Here is a 17,894-nt window from a genome sequence, read left to right on the forward strand (position 1 = left end):
GCTGCCCCACTAGACTGGCGCGCAACCCCGCTCTGCTTGGCGGGTATCCCCGGCCGTGATCTTGGCCGCTTGTCATCCGACGTTCGACTTGCGCCCAGGAGCCCCATGCCCGCCCCACGCCACCGCACCGCCGCCCTCGCGGTACTCGCCGCTCTCACCCTCGCCGGCTGCACCGCCGCCGACGCCGCGCCTCCGGCATCCACCCCCGACGCCGCGCCTCCGGCATCCATCGCCGACGGCCACCCCCTCACGATCGACAACTGCGGCACCGAGGTGACCTTCGACGCCGTCCCCGAGCGGGTGCTCGCGATCAAGTCGACGTCGATCGAGATGATGCTCGCACTGGGCCTGGAGGACCATCTCATCGGCACGGCCTTCTCCGACGGCGAGCCGTCCGCGCAGTGGGCCGACCGGGCCGAGGGCGTGCCGGTCATCTCCGACCGCGTGCCCGGGCAGGAGGCGACCCTCGCGCTCGAGCCCGACCTCGTCTACGCCGGGTGGGAGTCCAACGTGACCGCCGACGGGGCCGGTGACCGCGACACGCTGGCCACGCTGGGCGTCGACACCTATGTGAGCCCGTCGGCCTGCCAGGAGCCCGGGTACCAGCCGCATCCGCTCACCTTCGACCACGTGTTCGCCGACATCGCCGAGATCGGGACCATCTTCGGCGTGCCCGACCGCGCCGAACGTCTGATCGACGAGCAGCGCGCCGCCCTCGCCGCCCTCACCCCCGACGACCGCGGCCTGACCGCGCTGTGGTTCAGCTCCGGCAGCGACACCCCCTTCGTCGGCGCGGGCATCGGCGCCCCGCAGATGATGATGGATGCCGCGGGCCTGACCAACATCGCCGCCGACATCGACGAGACGTGGTCGTCGCTGAGCTGGGAGGTCGTCGTCGAAGCGAACCCCGACGTGATCGTGCTCGTCGACTCGGCGTGGGGGTCGACCGAGAAGAAGATCGGTGTGCTCGAGGCGAACCCGGCCACCGCCGCCCTGCCCGCGGTGCAGGAGGGTCGGTACCTGGTCGTGCCGTTCCCCGCCGCCGAGGCCGGGGTGCGCAACGTGGAAGCGGTCGAGTCGCTGCTGGCCCAGCTTGCAGAGCTCCCGCTGCCGTGACCGCGCTCGCCCCGCCTCCGACAGCCCGGTGCGCCGCGCGCCCCACACGCACGCGCACGGGCGTGTGGGCGCTCGTGCTGCTGGCCGGCCTGGTGGCGTCGGTCGTGACGGCGGTGGCGATGGGTCCGGCCGACCTGACCCCCGGCGAGGTGTGGGGCAGCATCCTGGCACATCTGGGGATCGGCGAATCGTCGTTGTCGCCGCTGCGCGACGGCATCGTGTGGGAGCTGCGGATGCCGCGGGTGCTCGCCGCCGCCGCCGTCGGCGCGGGCCTGGCCCTGTGCGGCGCGATCATGCAGGCCGTGCTGCGCAACCCGCTCGCCGACCCGTACTTATTGGGTCTGTCGTCGGGTGCGTCGTTCGGCGCCGTCGCCGTCATCGTGCTGGGGTTCACCCTGGCGCTGCCGATCGCGGCGTTCACCGGGGCACTGGGCGCCCTCGTCGCGACCCTCGCACTGGCCGGTGCCGTGGGCCGGCTCACGTCGTCGCGGACGATCCTGGCCGGCATCGCCGTGTCGGCGGTGCTGGGCGCCCTCACGAGCCTGGTCATCTTCTGGAGCGCGACCGGCGACAGCTACCGCGAGATCCTCGGCTGGCTGCTCGGATCACTCGCCGGCGTGACGTGGCCGACCGCTGCCGTCGCCCTGATCGCGGTCGCCGTAATCGGGCTGCCGCTGCTGGCAGGCGCCGGCACCCTCGACGCCTTCGCATTCGGCGACCGGGCGGCCGCGTCGCTGGGCATCGCCGTCGGGCGCACCCGCTGGGTGCTGCTGGGCGGCACCGCACTGCTGACCGGGTGCCTGGTGGCCGTGAGCGGTTCGATCGGGTTCGTCGGCCTCGTCATCCCGCACGCCGTCCGCCTGCTCGTGGGCGCGCGGCACCGCGCCCTGTTGCCGCTGTCGCTGCTGACCGGCGCCATCTTCCTGGTGTGGGCCGACACGTTCGCGCGCACGCTGTTCGACCCGCGCGAACTGCCGGTGGGCGTGGTGACCGCACTCATCGGGGCGCCGCTGTTCGCCGTACTGCTGCTGCGCTCGCGGAGGATCTCATGACCGCCCTGCACACCCACGACCTGTCGTTCTCCCGGCAGGGCCGGCTCATCGTCGACGGCGTCGACTGCACCGTCCAAGCGGGATCGCTCACCGCCCTCGTCGGACCCAACGGCGCCGGAAAGTCGACGCTGCTGTATCTGATCGCAGCGGCTCTGCAGCCGCAGTCCGGCGCGATCGCCTTCGCCGGCACCGACACGCGGGAACTGCGCCGCCGTGACCGCGCCCGCTACAGCGCACTGGTCGAGCAGCAGGCCGAGACCGACCTCGACCTCGCGGCCCTGGACGTCGTGCTGCTGGGCCGCACCCCCCACATCCCGCTGCTCGGCGCACCCGGTGAGCACGACACCGAGATCGCGCGCCGCGCGCTCGACCGGGTGGATGCCGGTGACCTGGCCGCCCGCCGATTCCACGAGCTGTCCGGCGGCGAGCGCCAGCGCGTGCTGCTGGCCCGGGCCCTGGCGCAGGAGCCCACGCTGCTGCTGGCCGACGAGCCCACCAACCACCTCGACATCCGCGCGCAGCTGCACACCCTCGCGCTGCTGCGCACCCTCGCCGACGACGGCACGGCGGTGCTCGCCGCCCTCCACGACCTCAGCCTCGCGGCCCAGTACGCCGACCAGGTCATCGTGCTCGATCAGGGCCGCGTCGTGGCATCCGGTCCCCCGGCGACCACGCTCACCGGCGCTCTGATCGAGCGGGTCTACGGCGTGCGCGCCGATGTCGTCGCCCACCCGGTCGACGGCACGCCGCTGATCGCCTTCTCCCCGCTGGCGGCGCCGGCCGGTCCGGTCGCCTCGCCGGCATCGGTAGGCTCGATCGGATGAGCACTCCCCTTCGCATCGGCATCGTCGGCTACGGAAACCTCGGACGCGGCGTCGAGATCGCGATCGACCACAACGACGACATGCGCACGGTCGGGGTGTACACGCGTCGCGATCCACAGACGGTCGCCACCCGGCATCCCTCGACCCCGGTGTTCGCTCTCGACGCGCTCGACGCGCACGCCGACCGGCTCGACGTGCTGATCCTGTGCGGCGGGTCGAAGGCCGACCTGCCGGTGCAGTCGCCCGACCTCGCGGCACGGTTCAACATCGTCGACAGCTTCGACACGCACGCCCGCATCCCCGAGCACTTCGCCGCCGTGGACGCCGCCGCCCGCGCCGGCCGGACCACGGCGCTCATCTCCGGCGGATGGGACCCGGGCATGTTCTCGATCAACCGCGTCTACGGCGAAGCGCTGCTGCCGGCGGGCGAGACCTACACGTTCTGGGGGCGCGGGCTCAGCCAGGGGCACTCCGACGCGATCCGCCGTGTGCCCGGCGTCGCCGCGGGCGTGCAGTACACGCTGCCCAGTGAGGAGGCGATCGCCGCCGTGCGGGCCGGCGGGCGGCCCGAGCTGACGACCCGGCAGAAGCACACCCGGGAGTGCTTCGTCGAGCTCGAAGAGGGGGCAGATGCCGCCGAAGTGCGCGAGGCCATCGTCTCGATGCCGCACTACTTCAGCGACTACGACACCACCGTGACGTTCATCACCGCCGACGAGCTCGCCCGCGACCACGCGGCGATGCCGCACGGCGGCGTCGTGATCCGCAGCGGTGAGACGAGCGCGGGCACCACGCAGACCATCGAGTACTCGCTGGCGCTGGGCAGCAACCCGGAGTTCACCGCGAGCGTGCTCGTGGCATACGCCCGCGCGGTCGGCCGCCTGCACGCCCAGGGCCGCTTCGGTGCGCACACCGTGTTCGACGTCGCGCCCGGGCTGCTGTCGCCCCGCTCGCCCGAGCAGCTGCGCGCCGACCTGCTCTGACCCACGCGCCGCGCAGCGGCGGCGGGTTACAGGGCGCGCAGGCGCGGGGCGAGGTCGCGCTCGAACAGGTTCATGAAGCGCTCCTGGTCGTGACCGGGGGCGTGGAAGACGAGGTGGGTGAAGCCCCAGTCGACGTAATTCTTGACCTGCGCGACGACCGCGTCGGGGTCGGTGCCCACGATCCACCGCTTCGCGACCTGCTCGATGGGCAGCGCGTCGGCGGCCTTCTCCATCTCGATCGGGTCGTCGATATCGTGCTTCTGCTCCTTCGACAGCGACAACGGCGCCCAGAACCGGGTGTTCTCCAGCGCCGCCTCCTCGGTCTCCTCGTACGAGATCTTGATCTCGATCATCCGATCGATCGACGCGAACTCGCGCCCCGCCGCCGCCGCGCCGTCCTTGACGGCGGGGATGAGCTGGTCGACGTACAGCTCCGGCCCCTTGCCCGACGTGCAGATGAACCCGTCACCGGCCCGCCCGGCATACTTGGCCACCAGCGGTCCGCCGGCGGCGATGTAGACCGGGATGCCGCCGTCCGGCACGTCGTAGATCGAAGCCCCGTGGGTGGAGTAATACTCGCCCTCGAAGTCGACCCGGTCGCCGGTCCACAGCGCCCGCATCAGCCGCACCGCCTCGCGCAGCCGCGCGAAGCGCTCCTTGAACTCCGGCCACTCCTGCTGCCCCGCCCCCTGGAAACCGGTCGCGATCTCGTTGAGCGCCTCACCCGTGCCCACCCCAAGGAACACCCGGCCCGGGTACAAGGAGCCCAGCGTGCCGAACGCCTGCGCGATCACCGCAGGGTTGTACCGGAACGTCGGCGTCATCACACTCGTGCCGATCCGGATCCGCTCGGTGCGCTCCCCCACCGCCGCCGCCCACACCAACGAGAACGGCGCATGCCCACCCGTATACCGCCACGGCTGAAAATGATCACTCACCGCCACCGACTCGAACCCGTGCCGCTCCGCAGCCACCGCGATCTCCACCAGCTCGCGCGGGCCGAACTGCTCCGCCGACGCCTTGTAACCGAGGGTGAGGGTCATATATCGCTCCTGTCGTCGGTGGGGGTGGGCTGATCTCCGTGGATGCCGCCGGCCCCGGCCCGCCCGGCCGCGTAGCCCTCCGCGTACCCGTGACGATGCGCTTCGTCGGCACCGAGCCGGAACATGTCCTTCTCGATCGGGCGGACGATGCTCGCGGCGCCGGGCAGGGTCAGTGGGCCGACGAGCCGGCCCATGCCGCGGACGACGGCGACGGGGCAGCCGCTGAGCTTGCCTTTGACGAGGTCTGCGGCGGATGCCAGTTCGTCGGCTACGCACGGCAGGGTGACCACGAGGGGTTTGCCCGCGCTGTCGACCTGCCCGTCCAGCCGGTCGAACACCTCCACGCCGCCGGCCCCGATGGCCACGTCGGTCTGGCCCTCGCGCCAGGCGCGGCCCAGCGTATCGCTGATGATGACGCCGACCTCGACGCCCGCCCGCGACCGCAGCTCGCCGGCCAGCGCCCGCGCCGACGCGTCCGGGTCGAGCGGCAGCAGCAGCACCGTGCCCGGTTCGGTGTTCGAGGCGTCGACACCCGCGGCGGCCCCGACGATGCCGAGTCGGTTCTGCACGATGCGGGTGACGCCGCCGTCGGCCCGCGCCCGTGTCGCCACCACCCGGACAGTCTCCGCCGTGATCGCCGCCTCGCGATCGTCGGCGACGACCGCGCGTCCTTCGGCCTTCGACACGATCTTCGAGGTCACCACCAGGATGTCGCCGTCGGCGAGCGCCTCCCCCGACCGGGCGACGGCGTCGCGGATCAGCGCTGCGAGATCGTCGCCGGCGCGCACCTGCGGCATCCCCGGCAGTGCCCAGACACTCATCCCGCCCATCAGTGCACCAGCTTCGGCAGCACGTCGCGGGCGAACACATCGATGAACTCGTCCTGCGCGCGGCCGACGTTGTGCACGTGGAGGGCGTCGAAGCCGAGGTCGAGCAATCCCTGCAGGTGAGCGCGGTGCACCTCGAGGTCGGCGGTGACCGGGATGCGCGCGCGGATGTCGTCGATCGTGACCGAGCGGGCCAACTGGTCGACATCGAAGGGCGAGCGGATGTCACCGCGCGGAAAGCGCAGCCCGGCCATCGGCCAGTCACGCAGCGCCTGCGCCTGCGCGGCCTCGTCGGTGGGTGCCCAGGACAGCTGCACGTGCGCGGTCGCGCGCGGCGCCGGCGTACCGCGGCTGTTCTCGCGGAAGGCGGTGAGCACAGCGGCCATCCGCGGGAGTGGTCCGGCCTGCACCACGATACCGTCACCGGCGTGCGCTGCCCGGCCCGCGGTCACCGGACCGCCGGCCCACACCTGCGCCGGCGGGGGTTCGGCGGGCATGGTCCACAGCCTCGCCGTCTCGAGCCGGAAGTGGTCGCCGGCGTGCCGCACGTCGTTGCCCTTGGCCGACGCCGTGAACAGGCGGCGGATCACCGCGCTGGCCTCGAACAGCCGCGCGGCGCGCTCGGGCGCCTCCGGCCAGTAGCCGCCGACCACATGCTCGTCGATGGCGTCGCCGGCCGACAGCACGAGGCGGTGCCGGTTCGGGTAGAGGGATGCCAAGGTGGCGCTGGCCTGCGCGAGCGCGGCGGGGTGCATGCGGAACCCGGGCACGGCCGAGACGGTGACCTCTCCGGCGGTCTGCTGCCCGATCGCCCCGGCGACCGCCCACACGAACGAAGCGTTGCCCTGAGCGGGCAGCCACGGTTGAAAGCGGTCGGTGACCACGGTCCCGGCGAAGCCGGCGCGATCCGCGACGGCGGCCAGCCGCACCGCCTCGCGGGGTTCGAGCTGCTCGAGCGCCGCGACGAAGTGGATCTGGGGGCGCGTCGTCACTCTGCACACCTTACTGGATCCGGCCGGGCGCAGCCGGGATCCGGGGTGACGCGATCTCGCCCATACTGAACGGGTGAAGGCAGTCGTCTACGGCGCCGTCGGTGAGATGCCGCAGGTGCGTGAAGTCCCCCGCCCCGTGTGCCCCGCCGGTGGCGCGCTGATCCGGGTGGAGGCCACCGGGGTGTGCCGTTCGGACTGGCACGCCTGGCGCGGCCACGACCCCGTGCCGCTCCCCCACATCCCGGGGCACGAGTTCGCGGGGACGGTCGTCGAGGTCGGGGAGGGCATGCGCTCCTGGGCGCCGGGCGACCGCGTGACGGCACCGTTCGTCAACGGCTGCGGTGCGTGCGCGTACTGCGCCCGCGGCGAGGCGCAGGTGTGCCCCGACCAGACTCAGCCGGGCTTCACCCATGCCGGCTCGTTCGCCGAGTACGTCGTGGTGCGGGCCGCCGACCTCAACCTGGTCGGCCTGCCCGACGCGATCGCGTTCACGACGGCGGCGGCGCTGGGATGCCGGTTCGCGACGGCGTTCCGGGCGGTGTCCGTGCACGGCGCGGTGGGAGCGGGCGACGAGGTGGCGGTGTTCGGGTGCGGCGGCGTCGGGCTGTCGGCGATCGCGATCGCCGTGGCGCTGGGCGCCCGGGTGACCGCAGTCGACGTGTCGCCCGAGGCGCTCGCCCGCGCGCGAGAGCTCGGCGCGAGCGAGGTGGTCGCCGGCCCCGCCCCTGTGGATGCCGTCGTGCACGCGACCGGCGGGGGCGCACACGTGACCATCGATGCGCTCGGCTCGGCCACGACGGCCGACGTCGCTGTGCGAAGCCTGAGGCGGCGTGGTCGGCACGTGCAGGTGGGACTCATGCTCGGCGCCCACGCGACGGCATCCCTGCCCTGGGACCGCGTGATCGCCCACGAACTGACGGTGACCGGCTCGCACGGGATGCCGGCGTCGGACTACCCGGCGATGATCGAGATGATCACCGCCGGTCGACTCGCCCCGGAGCGACTGATCGGCACGCTCACCGATCTGACCGGCGCCGCCGAGGCACTCATGGCGATGGACGCGCCGTCCGCCGCGCCCGGCATCGTGGTCGCCCGCCCCTGACGGTGGATGCCGCCGGTCACCGATCGCCGATCAGCCAGCGTCGCATCCATTCGCGCCGCGCACGGTGCGCCTGGCCGACAGGAGCGGGCGCTTGTCCGCGCAGTCGGAGGCGTCGAAAGGCCCCCGACCAGACGTGCAACTCGGCGTGACACCGTTCGGCCCAGAGCGCCGACGCGAACGCGACGACCCCGTCGCGGAACAGTTCAGCCGTGCCGACGCGCGACGATGCAGATCAGGGCTGGGCGGTCGGCCGTGGGTTCGTGCACGACCTCAGGACGGGCTGACGGCGGGCGGCCCCGACCCGGTGCGCTCAGCCGGCGTCGAACTGCGCTCGCAGGTACTTCGGCGCCTGCACTCGCCACGCTTCTGTGACGAGCTCCGCGAGGTGCTCCTCGTCGATGCGCGCCATGCGGAATGCGACCTTCGGCTCCCCCCACCGCGTCGTAGTGCGCAGGAACACATCGGATGCCATCTCCGTCAGGGCGAGCGCGTCTTCGCGCTCTCCGACCTTGACGCCGACGACGAGCTCGGCGGAGATGATCGCACGCATGTCGGGCGGGATGCTCGGCCACGGATGGCACTCCCAGGCGTAGAGCTTGTTGCGTACGAACCACGCGGCACCACCGGTCGTCGCCCGCTCCTCACTGCCGGGCAGGCGGGCGGCCAGTCGCCGAAGATCATCCAGGTCAGCCACTCCGCGAGTGTAGGGCCGACCACCGACACCGGGTTCGTCGGCATCCGCGGCGCCTGGGGTCGCGGTCTACCCGTGGGATGCCGCGCCGTCAACCCCCGGCGGCACATCGGTGTTCACCGGCACGATGGACTCGGACATCCGACAGACGGACATGTCGACCGAGCCGGTCGCCCGGCACAGAGGACCCCCGCATGCCGCAACGCGACACCCCCGTGGAGATGAGCCCGCCGCCCGACCGCCTCAGGCGCCGCATCACCACGCCGCTGCTGTTCCTGTTCATCCTCGGCGATGTGCTCGGCGCCGGCATCTATGCCCTCATGGGGGTGCTCGCGCAGGAAGTGGGGGGCATGCTGTGGGCGCCGCTCGTACTCGCGCTGCTGCTCGCTCTGCTCACGGCCGGGTCCTATGCCGAGCTGGTGACCAAGTACCCGCGCGCCGGCGGAGCCGCTGTCTTCGCGCAGCGCGCGTTCCGAAAGCCGCTGGTGTCGTTCCTCGTCGGATTCAGCATGCTGGCCGCCGGTGTCACCAGCGCCGCGGGCCTGTCCCTGGCGTTCGCGGGCGAGTATTTCCGTACGTTCATCGACCTGCCCATGATCCCGGTCGCGATCGTGTTCCTGCTGGTCGTGGCCGCCGTCAACATGCGCGGCATCCGTGAATCGATGGCGGCCAACGTGGCGATGACGATCATCGAGGTGAGCGGCCTGGTGATCGTCGTGGTCGTCGTCGCGCTCATGGTCGGCGGGGGCGGCGGGGATGTGAGCCGGGTCATGGAGCCGGCCGGCACCGGCGGGGTCGGGTTCGCGGTGCTCGGTGGCGCGATCATCGCGTACTACTCGTTCGTCGGCTTCGAGACGTCCGCGAACGTCATCGAGGAGGTGCGCGAACCGCGCAAGAGCTACCCCACGGCACTGTTCGCCTCACTGGTGACCGCGGGGGTCGTGTACATCCTCGTGGGTCTGGCCAGTTCGATCGCCCTGCCTGCTGACGAGCTCGCCGCCTCGACCGGGCCGCTGCTGGCTGTCGTCGAGGCCAGCGGCGTCGCCGTGCCGTCGTGGCTGTTCAGTCTCATCGCCCTGATCGCGGTCGCCAACGGCGCACTGCTGACGATGATCATGGCCAGCCGCCTCGCGTACGGCATGGCGGAGCAGGGCCTGCTGCCGGATGTCCTGGCCCGCGTCCTGCCGAAGCGGCGCACACCCTGGGTCGCGATCCTGGCCACCACGGCGGTCGCGGTCCTGCTCACGCTGGTCGGCGACCTGTCGACCCTCGCCGAGACCGTCGTCCTGCTGCTCCTGTTCGTGTTCCTGAGCACGAACATCGCCGTGCTCGTGCTGCGCCGAGACCAGGTCGAAGCCGACCACTTCCGGGTGTGGACGTTCGTCCCCGTGCTGGGCATCGGGTCGTGCCTGCTGCTGCTGAGCCAGCAGCGCCCGCTGGTCTGGCTGTTCGGTGCGGTGCTGCTCGCCGTCGGGGCCGTCCTGCACTTCGTCGCGAAGTGGGCCGACCGCCGCAGCGGAGGTGACCGCCCGGCATCCGCTCACGAAGAGGGCGACCGGCCCACGTCCTGATCCGCGCAGCCCGACCGCTCCGCCGGAGGGGTGGTCAGCGCGCGTGCCGACTGGCAGGATGAGGGGCCAGCACAACGGAAAGGACGACGATGTCCGATCAGATCTTCCTCTACCTGGCGCTGGGGCTCTACTTCGCCGCGATGCTGCTCATCGGGTACCTGGCGTTCAAACGCACGACCGACCACGAGGACTACATGCTCGGCGGCCGCAATCTGCCGCCGTGGGTGGCCGCCCTCAGCGCGGGCGCCTCGGACATGTCGGGGTGGCTGGTGATGGGCCTGCCGGGCGCCATCTACGTCTCCGGCCTCATCGACGCGTGGATCGCGGTCGGCCTCACGATCGGCGCCTACCTGAACTGGCTGCTGGTGGCTCCGCGCCTCCGCGCCTACACGCAGGTGTCGCGCAACTCGATCACCGTGCCGAGCTTCTTCGAGAACCGACTGCGGGACTCGTCGCGGCTGCTGCGCATCCTCGCGGGCATCGTCATCCTGGTCTTCTTCACGCTGTACATCTCGTCGGGCATGGTCGCCGGCGGCGTGTTCTTCGAGAGCTCGTTCAACTCCGACTACGCGCTGGGCATGGCCCTGGTGGCCGGGGTCACGCTGCTCTACACGCTGTTCGGCGGGTTCCTGGGCGCGTCGTTCACCGACGTCGTGCAGGGACTCATGATGGTGATCGCCCTGATCGTCGTCCCGGTCGCGGCGGTGATCACGATCGGCGGGTTCGGCGAGTTCGGGGCGGCGCTGGACGAACTGGCCCCGAACCACCTGTCGCTCACCGGCGGCGCGGCGCTGACCGGCGGCGCACTGCTGGCCATCATCTCGGCGCTGGCATGGGGGCTGGGCTACTTCGGTCAGCCGCACATCATCGTGCGGTTCATGGCGCTGCGCAACCCGCGCGAAGCGAAGACCGCCCGCCGCATCGGGATGAGCTGGATGATCGTCTCGCTGGTGGGCGCGGTCTTCTCGGGTCTGGTCGGCATCGGCTACATGGCCAGCCAGGGCATCGACCTGGGCGACCCGGAGACCGTGGTGCTGGTGATGTCGCAGACGCTGCTGCACCCGTTCGTGGCCGGCCTCGTGCTGGCCGCCGTGCTCGCGGCGATCATGAGCACGATCTCGAGTCAGCTGATCGTGTGCTCGTCGGCGCTGGTCGAAGACCTGTACAAGGTCATGAAGAAGACCCCGCCCGACGGCAAGCGCATGGTGCTGCTCGGCCGCATGGCGGTGTTGGTCGTCGCCATCATCGCGGCGATCCTCGCCATCGTGCCCGACGACACCATCCTGGGCCTGGTCGCATTCGCCTGGGCCGGCTTCGGTGCCGCCTTCGGGCCGCTCATCCTGCTCAGCCTGTTCTGGCGCAAGCTCACCAACTGGGGTGCGCTGGCCGGCATGTTCGTCGGCGCGGCGGGCGTGTTCATCTGGGACGCGGTGTGGACGGAGATGTACGAGCTGCTGCCCGCGTTCGTGTGCGCCCTGGTGGTCGCGATCGTCGTCAGCCTGCTCACCTACCGGGGCGAGTCGGACCGCCAGCAGGAGATCCAGCAGGAGTTCACCGACACCGGGACCCTGCTCACGGTCAACGGCGTCGGTCGCCGCCGCGCGGCCCGGCAGGTGCCTTAAGCCGTCTGCCGCGGGCGGGATGCCGGAGCGCGCACACAACCGCCCGGGCAATGGCATGACCCGCGTCGGCGCTGTCGTCAGCCCCTATCACCATCCGCCCGAATCGCTGCGGGAGGCGGTGCAGACCGCCGAGGCCGCACGGGTGCCCGAGCTGTGGCTGTGGGAGGACTGCTTCCGCGAGTCGGCGTTCGCATCCGTCGCCGCGGCGCTCGCGTGGACGGACCGGTTGCACCTCGGCCTCGGCATCGCGCCGATTCCCCTGCGCAACGTCGCCGCGACCGCCATGGAGATCGCCACGATCGAGCGGATGTTCCCGGGACGTTTCTCGCCGGGCGTCGGGCATGGCGTGCTGCCGTGGATGGCACAGGTCGGTGCGCGGGCGGCATCTCCGCTGTCACTCATGCGGGAATACCTGCCGCCGCTGCGCGCACTGCTGGCCGGTGATGAGGTCACGGCCCGCGGAGATCACGTGAGGCTCGATCGGGTGCGCCTGGATTGGCCACCTGCCTCCGCCCCGCCGGTGTACGCCTCCGCCGAGGGGCCGAAGACGCTGGCGGTGACCGGCGAACTCGCCGATGGGACGATCCTCAACTGGGGATACACGTCCGACGAGGTCGCCGCACAGGTCGCCCGCGTCCGCGAGGCACGTGCCGCCACAGATCGCGACGGCGAGGCGACGATCGTCGCGTATGTCAGTACCGCGTTCGGCGACGGCGCCCGAGGTCGCGTGGCCGATGCGTTCAGCGACCGTGCTGACCCTGAGGCGCGGGGAGTCTGGGGCGACCCTGGTGACGTCGCGACCGGCCTGCGCCGGTTCGTGGATGCCGGAGTCGACGCCGTCGTCCTGGTGCCAACCCCCGGCGACGATGACCTCGTCCCGTTCCTGCACGCCGCCGGCGAGGTCGCTCGGCACCTGGAGTGAGCGCCTCCGCCCGGGAGTTGACTCCTCCTGCGGCCCGGGCCATAATCCTCACGTGGGCACCCGCCCCACCTGAGGATTGTTACTGCACGGCAGGCGAGACCTCCACCGCGTTGAGCGGTGCGAGGTCTTTTTTGTTGCCGTCAGGCGAGACCGGTCACCATCCAATGAAGGAGGAACCGTGGCATCCACGGAGACAGATGTGCATCTGGCACGGACGATCGGCGAGCTCGTCGGCGGACCGGCCAACGTGGCATCGGTACACAACTGCACGACGCGACTGCGTTTCGTCGTGCGCGACGAGAGCAAGGTCGACTTCGAGCGACTGGGCGACACCCCCGGTGTGCTCCAGGCAATACGCGGCGGCGGGCAGGTGCAGGTCGTCATCGGCACCCACGTCGACCGCGTGCGCGACAGCCTGGTGGCGCTGCCCGATTGGCGTGCACTCGAAGACACGACGCCGGCCGCGACGGCACGGCGCCGACCGCTCGACGCCGTGTTCGACTTCCTCGGCGCGACGTTCCAGCCCCTGATCCCGGCGATCACCGGCGCGGCGCTCGTGCAGGTCATTGCGCTGCTGGTCGTGCAGTTCGGCTGGCTGCCGGCCGACAGCCCGACCGCCGCGATCCTGACGGCGACCGGCAACGCGATCTTCTACTTCCTGCCGCTGTTCGTCGCCTTCACGGCGTCGCGCAAGCTCGGCGCGAACCCGTTCGTCGGGGCGACGATCGCCGCCGCGCTGCTGCACCCGAGCTTTACGGCCATCGGTGAACAGGGCGCGGTGGCGCAGGCCTTCGGTTTGCCGCTGTTCATGTACTCCTACGCCAGTTCGATGTTCCCGGCGCTGCTGCTCGCACTCGCCCTGGCCGGCCTCGAGCGGGGCCTGAAGCGCGTGCTGCCGCGTGCCCTGCAGCAGGTGTTCGTGCCCACGATCGAGCTGCTGGTCCTCGTGCCGGTCACCGCGATGGTGTTCGGTCCGATCGGCGTCGTCGTCGGGCAGGGCATCGGCGAGGGCCTGGCCTGGCTGGCCGTCAACGCACCATTCGTCTTCTACGTCATCGTGCCCGTGCTCTGGATCTTCCTGGTCGCGATGGGCATCCACTGGGCGCTGATCTCCATCGCACTGGTCGAACTCGCCGCCGGCACCAGCGTCATCCTGGGCGCGGCCTTCGGTTACCAGTACGCCATGCTCGGCGTCGCCCTGGGCATGCTGATCCGCACGGCACGCGACCGCAACAAGGGCCTGCGCGACACCGCGGCCGCCGCCTCTGTGTCCGTCGCCATCGGCGGCATCACCGAGCCGACCCTCTATGGACTCGTGCTGCCGTACCGTCGGGTGCTCGCTATCGAGATGATCGCGGCGGGGGCGTCGGGTCTCGTGCTCGCGCTGTTCAGTGTGAAGGCGATCGGCTTCAGCCCCGCTCCGATCTTGGCGTTGCCGCTGCTCGACCCCGTGGCGGGGGCTATCGCCGCCCTGGTCGTCGGCGTGGTCGTGCCGATCGTGCTGCTGCAGGTGTGGGGCTACCAGAAGAAGGGTGCCGTGACTCAAGAGAAGGTGACGGATGCCGCCGTGACGCCGGCCGGCGGTTTCCGCGGCGTCGTGGACGGCGCCACGGGCTCGACCCCGATCCTGGTCGGCGCGCCGATCGTCGGCGAGGTCATTCCGCTGTCGCAGACCGGCGACCCGATCTTCTCGGGCGCATTGATCGGCCCGGGCGCCTCCATCATCCCTTCGCAGGGGCGCGTGGTCGCCCCCGTCGACGGCGTCATCGTCGCGGCGCCGGCCACCGGCCACGCGATCGGCATGCGCACTGCCGACGGCCTCGAGCTGCTCATCCACGTCGGCATCGACACGGTTCGCCTCGGCGGGCGTCACTTCTCACCGCAGGTCACCCAGGGCCAGGCGGTGGCGGCCGGTGACGTGCTGCTGGAGTTCGACATGGCGGCGATCGAGCGCGAGGGCTTCTCCCTCGTGACCCCGGTCGTCGTGACCAACCTCGCCGGCGGCCAGCATGTCGACACGGTCGCGCAAGGTCCGATCGAACACGGCCGTCCCCTGTTCACCGTTCAGCCGGCGGCTCGATAGCCTCGCCCCATATGCGTGGTCGCCGGGGCCCGACCTGGCGACCACGCCGGAGCACACATGCGAACCATCACCAAGATCTTCAACAACAACATCGTCAACGCAGTGGATGCCGGTGGCGAGGACGTGATCCTCGTCGGTGCCGGCGTCGGATACCTGACCAGCAAAGGCTCCCCCGTCGACGAGTCACGGGTCGAGCGCGAGTTCCACCTCACGGGGCTGAGCAAGAGCGGCGCATTCCGGGTGCTGCTCGAAGTGCCCTACCCGGTGCTGCGCGCGACGAGCCGGGTGTCAGAGCTGCTCGACAAGACCTATGGCATCCAGTTGCCCGCAGCGGTCGAAGTCGGACTCGCCGACCACATCGCCCAATCCATCCGCCGCATCGATGAGGGCATTCCGCTCTTCAACTCGATGCTGTGGGAGACCAAGATGACCTATCCCGCTGAGTTCGCGATCGCGCTGCATGCCCTCGACGTCATCCACACTGAGGTCGGGCGCAAGCTGCCCCTGGACGAGGCAGGTTTCATCACCCTTCACCTGGTCAACGCCGGCCTGGTCGGCGACCCGGCCCGGGCGATGACGCTGGGCACGGCGATCCGCACCATCATCGAGATCGTGAAGGAGGACATCGGTCTCGAGGTCGACGGCTCGACCACCGCCAGCGCGCGCTTCCTCACCCACATCAAGTTCGTTGTTCAGCGCCTGACGCGCAACCGCGTGCACCACGGCGCCGCGAACGAGTACTTCACCGCGCTCGTCTCCGAGCACGCAGACCTCTACGCCTGCGCGGAGCACATCGCCGCGTACCTCGACGAGTCTTTCGCCGCCGAGGTCACCGAAGAGGAGCGGGTCTACATCCTGCTGCACCTCATCACCCTCCGCGACGAACAGCGTCGCGGCGTCGATCTCTAGACCGTTCGGAGCCTGCGTGCCTCGCCTCATCGTTCAAGCCGACGACATCGGCATCACCCACGCGACGACGCGGGGGATCCTCGACAGCATCACGCACGGCATCGTGCGCGCGACCGGCCTGTTCACCAACCGACCTGACGCCGCCTACGCCGCCGCACGACTGCGCCGACTCGACGGCGTCGATGTCGGCATCGATCTCAACTTCGTCACCGGCGACCCCGTGCTGGACCCGCGTCGCGTGCCGAGCCTCGTGACGGAATCGGGGCGATTCCGCACTTCGGGCGAGATCCGCGCGGCGCATCGGGTCATCGGCGGCGACCCGGTCTACCAGCGCTTTGAGCCCGACCCGTTCGAGCGAGACGAGACGCTGGCCGAAGCGAACGCCCAAGTCGAGCGGTTCGTCGAGCTGATGGGGCGGGTACCCGCCTACGTACATCACCATTCGCTGGTGTCAGAGGTGAGCGACGAGGTCGTGCGCGCCGTCGCCGAAAGGCTCGGCGTGCCGTTCGTGGACGACCTCTACCGCACCGGGCGCCTACCCCTGCTGCCCAACGACTGGTATGCCAAGCCGTTCGCACTGCATGATCAGGCGGCCGCCGACCCGGTACGTGCGATCGAGCGGCTGCTGCCGGCTATCCTCGCTCAGGAGGTCAGCCTGCTCATCGTGCACCCCGGCTACGTCGATGCCGAACTGCTCGACACCAGCACGTACTCTGTCATCCGCGCCCGGGACCTGCAGGCGGTCACCTCGCCGGAGGTGATCGCGATGCTGGAGGACGCAGGCGTGGAACTGACGACGTTCACCGCTGCCGGATAGCCGTCACCCGCTCCACGATCCCGGTGCGTACGCCGCCACCCCATCGGGGCAGGTGGGGCCGCCGAGCACGGCGTTGACGGTGACGCCGGTGCCGCGGGTGAGCCTGAAGGAGTTCAGTGATACCGGCACACATGGCGCACAGTCGACGGCGTCGGGTGCCGTCGCGCCGCCCGCCAAGTGCCGTAAGCCGCCGGCCCGGGAGGGATGCCGGAACGCGCGCACCGGCTGCGACCTCGATCCTGCGGCTGTGCGCGCGATTCAGAGCAACCCGGCGGCGGCGTCGACGAATCGGCGGAGGTCGTCGCCGTCGCCACGCGGCGTCACCGCGCGCAGCACGAGCTCGTCGACGGCGTCGCGATAGGCCCGGATGCCGGAGCCCGCAGCCTCGGGCTCGATGACGGTGTCCGTCGCTGAGACACCCAGGCGTGCGAAGTTGTCCGCGTACGCGCGGATGGATCCGTAGCGTTCGGCTTCGGCGCGCAGCGGCGGCAAGGCGGCCGGGTCCAGCGCCGTACGCGCGTACAGCACGACCCGGGTGTGCGGTGCCACGTCATGCGCCCGCGCCGCTTGGGCGCGCGCGGCATCCGGGGTGAGCCAGTTGAGCACGACCCCGTCGGCGTGCGTGGCCGCCAACCTCCGCATGCGCGGTCCCAGCGCACCGATGTACACCTGGGCGTCGGTTTCGGCGCGGAGCGTCGTGACGGCATCGGTCATGAGGGCCAGCGCTCCGCTCCGCCGCCCGCCGGCACCGATGCCGATCACCAGCCGCTCCTCGGGCAGGCCGAGCGCACGCACGCGGGTGACGATCTCGGCGGCCGGGCGCCGGGTGACGTCGATGACCCCGGCGGCGAGGACGAGCGTGTCGGTCACGGCGGCCGCGGCCGCGAGCGCCTCGAGCGCGTCGCCGTCGGGGGTGTCGTTCACCCACAACGCGCGGAATCCGGCGGCCGCCACGTCGGGGGCGAGGCGCGCAGCCACCTCCGGTCCGACGGCTCCCGCGACTCCCAGCGACACATCTCCCACCATGCTGACAGCCTGCCACGACGCGCCGGAATCAGGACAGCGACAGGAAGAGCTTCTCGAGCTCCGGCAGAGTGACCCCGTCGGCCGATGCATCGTCGCCGTCGACCAGGCAGTCCTTCATCGCGCTCGCGATGATCTGGAACCCCGCCTTGTCGAGCGCGCCGCTGACCGCCGACAACTGGGTCACCACGGCGCGGCAGTCGCTGCCGCGTTCGACCGCAGCGATCACCGCAGCCAGTTGACCGTGCGCGCGCTTGAGCCGGTTGAGGATCTTCCGCTGCACCTCAGCGTCCGCGCTCATGATGGCCTCCCTGGAT

At 71.0% G+C, this 17,894-nt stretch carries 17 protein-coding genes; 11 read left to right on the plus strand and 6 right to left on the minus strand.

Translation table 11 applies throughout. The features are described from left to right. The first annotated feature begins 105 nt into the window (after window positions 1–105). Genes ACQ143_RS04890 through ACQ143_RS04905 form a run of 4 tightly spaced genes read left to right on the plus strand, consistent with a single transcriptional unit; the run spans window position 106 to window position 3,975 of the window. Window positions 106–1,116, plus strand: coding sequence for a putative F420-0 ABC transporter substrate-binding protein (locus ACQ143_RS04890; protein ID WP_449569605.1), 1,011 nt, complete (start codon window positions 106–108; stop codon window positions 1,114–1,116). Then, window positions 1,113–2,168 (plus strand): putative F420-0 ABC transporter permease subunit, encoded by a 1,056-nt coding sequence (locus ACQ143_RS04895; protein ID WP_449569606.1) that lies wholly within the window; start codon window positions 1,113–1,115, stop codon window positions 2,166–2,168. Before ACQ143_RS04890 ends, ACQ143_RS04895 begins: the two co-directional genes overlap by 4 nt. Then, window positions 2,165–2,992, plus strand: a complete 828-nt coding sequence (locus ACQ143_RS04900) for an ABC transporter ATP-binding protein (RefSeq protein WP_449569607.1) — start codon at window positions 2,165–2,167, stop codon at window positions 2,990–2,992. The genes ACQ143_RS04895 and ACQ143_RS04900 overlap by 4 nt, the downstream gene beginning before the upstream one ends. Next, window positions 2,989–3,975: a diaminopimelate dehydrogenase gene (locus ACQ143_RS04905; protein ID WP_449569608.1), complete on the plus strand. Its 987-nt coding sequence runs from the start codon at window positions 2,989–2,991 to the stop codon at window positions 3,973–3,975. The genes ACQ143_RS04900 and ACQ143_RS04905 overlap by 4 nt, the downstream gene beginning before the upstream one ends. Before the next feature lie 26 nt (window positions 3,976–4,001). On the opposite strand, the gene fgd is transcribed toward ACQ143_RS04905, so the two are convergent. The 3 genes from fgd to ACQ143_RS04920 are packed head-to-tail and all read right to left on the minus strand — an operon-like array spanning window position 4,002 to window position 6,837. Next, the gene (gene fgd / locus ACQ143_RS04910; protein WP_449569609.1) at window positions 4,002–5,018 is read right to left on the minus strand and encodes a glucose-6-phosphate dehydrogenase (coenzyme-F420); all 1,017 of its coding nucleotides are present in this window, start codon (window positions 5,016–5,018) and stop codon (window positions 4,002–4,004) included. Beyond that, complete coding sequence (gene cofE, locus ACQ143_RS04915) at window positions 5,015–5,848, minus strand: coenzyme F420-0:L-glutamate ligase (protein WP_449569610.1); 834 nt, start codon at window positions 5,846–5,848, stop codon at window positions 5,015–5,017. The genes fgd and cofE overlap by 4 nt, the downstream gene beginning before the upstream one ends. Continuing rightward, a complete protein-coding gene (locus ACQ143_RS04920; protein ID WP_449569611.1) occupies window positions 5,848–6,837 on the minus strand; it encodes a TIGR03557 family F420-dependent LLM class oxidoreductase in 990 nt (329 codons plus the stop codon). The genes cofE and ACQ143_RS04920 overlap by 1 nt, the downstream gene beginning before the upstream one ends. Window positions 6,838–6,910: 73 nt before the next feature. Between ACQ143_RS04920 and ACQ143_RS04925 the strand changes: the two genes are divergently transcribed. Beyond that, entirely contained in the window at window positions 6,911–7,939 is a 1,029-nt protein-coding gene (locus ACQ143_RS04925) for a zinc-dependent alcohol dehydrogenase family protein (RefSeq protein ID WP_449569612.1), read from the plus strand. 310 nt (window positions 7,940–8,249) lie between these two features. Here ACQ143_RS04925 and ACQ143_RS04930 read toward each other — a convergent pair whose 3' ends face one another. Beyond that, window positions 8,250–8,633: an MmcQ/YjbR family DNA-binding protein gene (locus ACQ143_RS04930; RefSeq protein WP_449569613.1), complete on the minus strand. Its 384-nt coding sequence runs from the start codon at window positions 8,631–8,633 to the stop codon at window positions 8,250–8,252. A gap of 191 nt (window positions 8,634–8,824) precedes the next feature. On the opposite strand from ACQ143_RS04930, the gene ACQ143_RS04935 reads away from it, so the two are divergent. The 6 genes from ACQ143_RS04935 to ACQ143_RS04960 all read left to right on the plus strand — a co-directional run bounded on the left by ACQ143_RS04935 (window position 8,825) and on the right by ACQ143_RS04960 (window position 16,554). Beyond that, on the plus strand, window positions 8,825–10,201 hold the full coding sequence (locus ACQ143_RS04935; protein WP_449569614.1) for an APC family permease: 1,377 nt from the start codon (window positions 8,825–8,827) through the stop codon (window positions 10,199–10,201). A gap of 89 nt (window positions 10,202–10,290) precedes the next feature. After that, window positions 10,291–11,823, plus strand: a complete 1,533-nt coding sequence (gene putP, locus ACQ143_RS04940; RefSeq protein WP_449569615.1) for a sodium/proline symporter PutP — start codon at window positions 10,291–10,293, stop codon at window positions 11,821–11,823. 55 nt (window positions 11,824–11,878) lie between these two features. Next, window positions 11,879–12,745 carry an LLM class flavin-dependent oxidoreductase gene (locus ACQ143_RS04945; protein ID WP_449569616.1) on the plus strand — a complete coding sequence of 289 codons (867 nt, stop codon included), beginning with the start codon at window positions 11,879–11,881 and terminating at the stop codon, window positions 12,743–12,745. 178 nt (window positions 12,746–12,923) lie between these two features. Continuing rightward, entirely contained in the window at window positions 12,924–14,828 is a 1,905-nt protein-coding gene (locus tag ACQ143_RS04950) for a glucose PTS transporter subunit IIA (RefSeq protein WP_449569617.1), read from the plus strand. A 57-nt stretch (window positions 14,829–14,885) separates the two neighbouring features. Further along, complete coding sequence (locus ACQ143_RS04955; RefSeq protein ID WP_449569618.1) at window positions 14,886–15,737, plus strand: PRD domain-containing protein; 852 nt, start codon at window positions 14,886–14,888, stop codon at window positions 15,735–15,737. A 16-nt stretch (window positions 15,738–15,753) separates the two neighbouring features. Continuing rightward, complete coding sequence (locus ACQ143_RS04960) at window positions 15,754–16,554, plus strand: ChbG/HpnK family deacetylase (protein ID WP_449569619.1); 801 nt, start codon at window positions 15,754–15,756, stop codon at window positions 16,552–16,554. Between the two features lie 258 nt (window positions 16,555–16,812). Here ACQ143_RS04960 and ACQ143_RS04965 read toward each other — a convergent pair whose 3' ends face one another. Further along, on the minus strand, window positions 16,813–17,580 hold the full coding sequence (locus ACQ143_RS04965) for an LLM class flavin-dependent oxidoreductase (protein WP_449569620.1): 768 nt from the start codon (window positions 17,578–17,580) through the stop codon (window positions 16,813–16,815). 28 nt (window positions 17,581–17,608) lie between these two features. Next, complete coding sequence (locus ACQ143_RS04970) at window positions 17,609–17,878, minus strand: metal-sensitive transcriptional regulator (protein ID WP_449569621.1); 270 nt, start codon at window positions 17,876–17,878, stop codon at window positions 17,609–17,611. Window positions 17,879–17,894: the final 16 nt, after the last annotated feature.

Source organism: Microbacterium pollutisoli (assembly GCF_053586795.1).

Bases quoted from the DNA above. Each gene is read 5' to 3' on its own strand.
- ACQ143_RS04890 (WP_449569605.1), top strand. From the start codon at position 106: ATGCCCGCCCCACGCCACCGCACCGCCGCCCTCGCGGTACTCGCCGCT.
- ACQ143_RS04900 (WP_449569607.1), top strand. From the start codon at position 2,165: ATGACCGCCCTGCACACCCACGACCTGTCGTTCTCCCGGCAGGGCCGG.
- ACQ143_RS04905 (WP_449569608.1), top strand. From the start codon at position 2,989: ATGAGCACTCCCCTTCGCATCGGCATCGTCGGCTACGGAAACCTCGGA.
- fgd (WP_449569609.1), bottom strand. From the start codon at position 5,018: ATGACCCTCACCCTCGGTTACAAGGCGTCGGCGGAGCAGTTCGGCCCG.
- cofE (WP_449569610.1), bottom strand. From the start codon at position 5,848: ATGGGCGGGATGAGTGTCTGGGCACTGCCGGGGATGCCGCAGGTGCGC.
- ACQ143_RS04935 (WP_449569614.1), top strand. From the start codon at position 8,825: ATGCCGCAACGCGACACCCCCGTGGAGATGAGCCCGCCGCCCGACCGC.
- putP (WP_449569615.1), top strand. From the start codon at position 10,291: ATGTCCGATCAGATCTTCCTCTACCTGGCGCTGGGGCTCTACTTCGCC.
- ACQ143_RS04945 (WP_449569616.1), top strand. From the start codon at position 11,879: ATGACCCGCGTCGGCGCTGTCGTCAGCCCCTATCACCATCCGCCCGAA.
- ACQ143_RS04955 (WP_449569618.1), top strand. From the start codon at position 14,886: ATGCGAACCATCACCAAGATCTTCAACAACAACATCGTCAACGCAGTG.
- ACQ143_RS04965 (WP_449569620.1), bottom strand. From the start codon at position 17,580: ATGGTGGGAGATGTGTCGCTGGGAGTCGCGGGAGCCGTCGGACCGGAG.
- ACQ143_RS04970 (WP_449569621.1), bottom strand. From the start codon at position 17,878: ATGAGCGCGGACGCTGAGGTGCAGCGGAAGATCCTCAACCGGCTCAAG.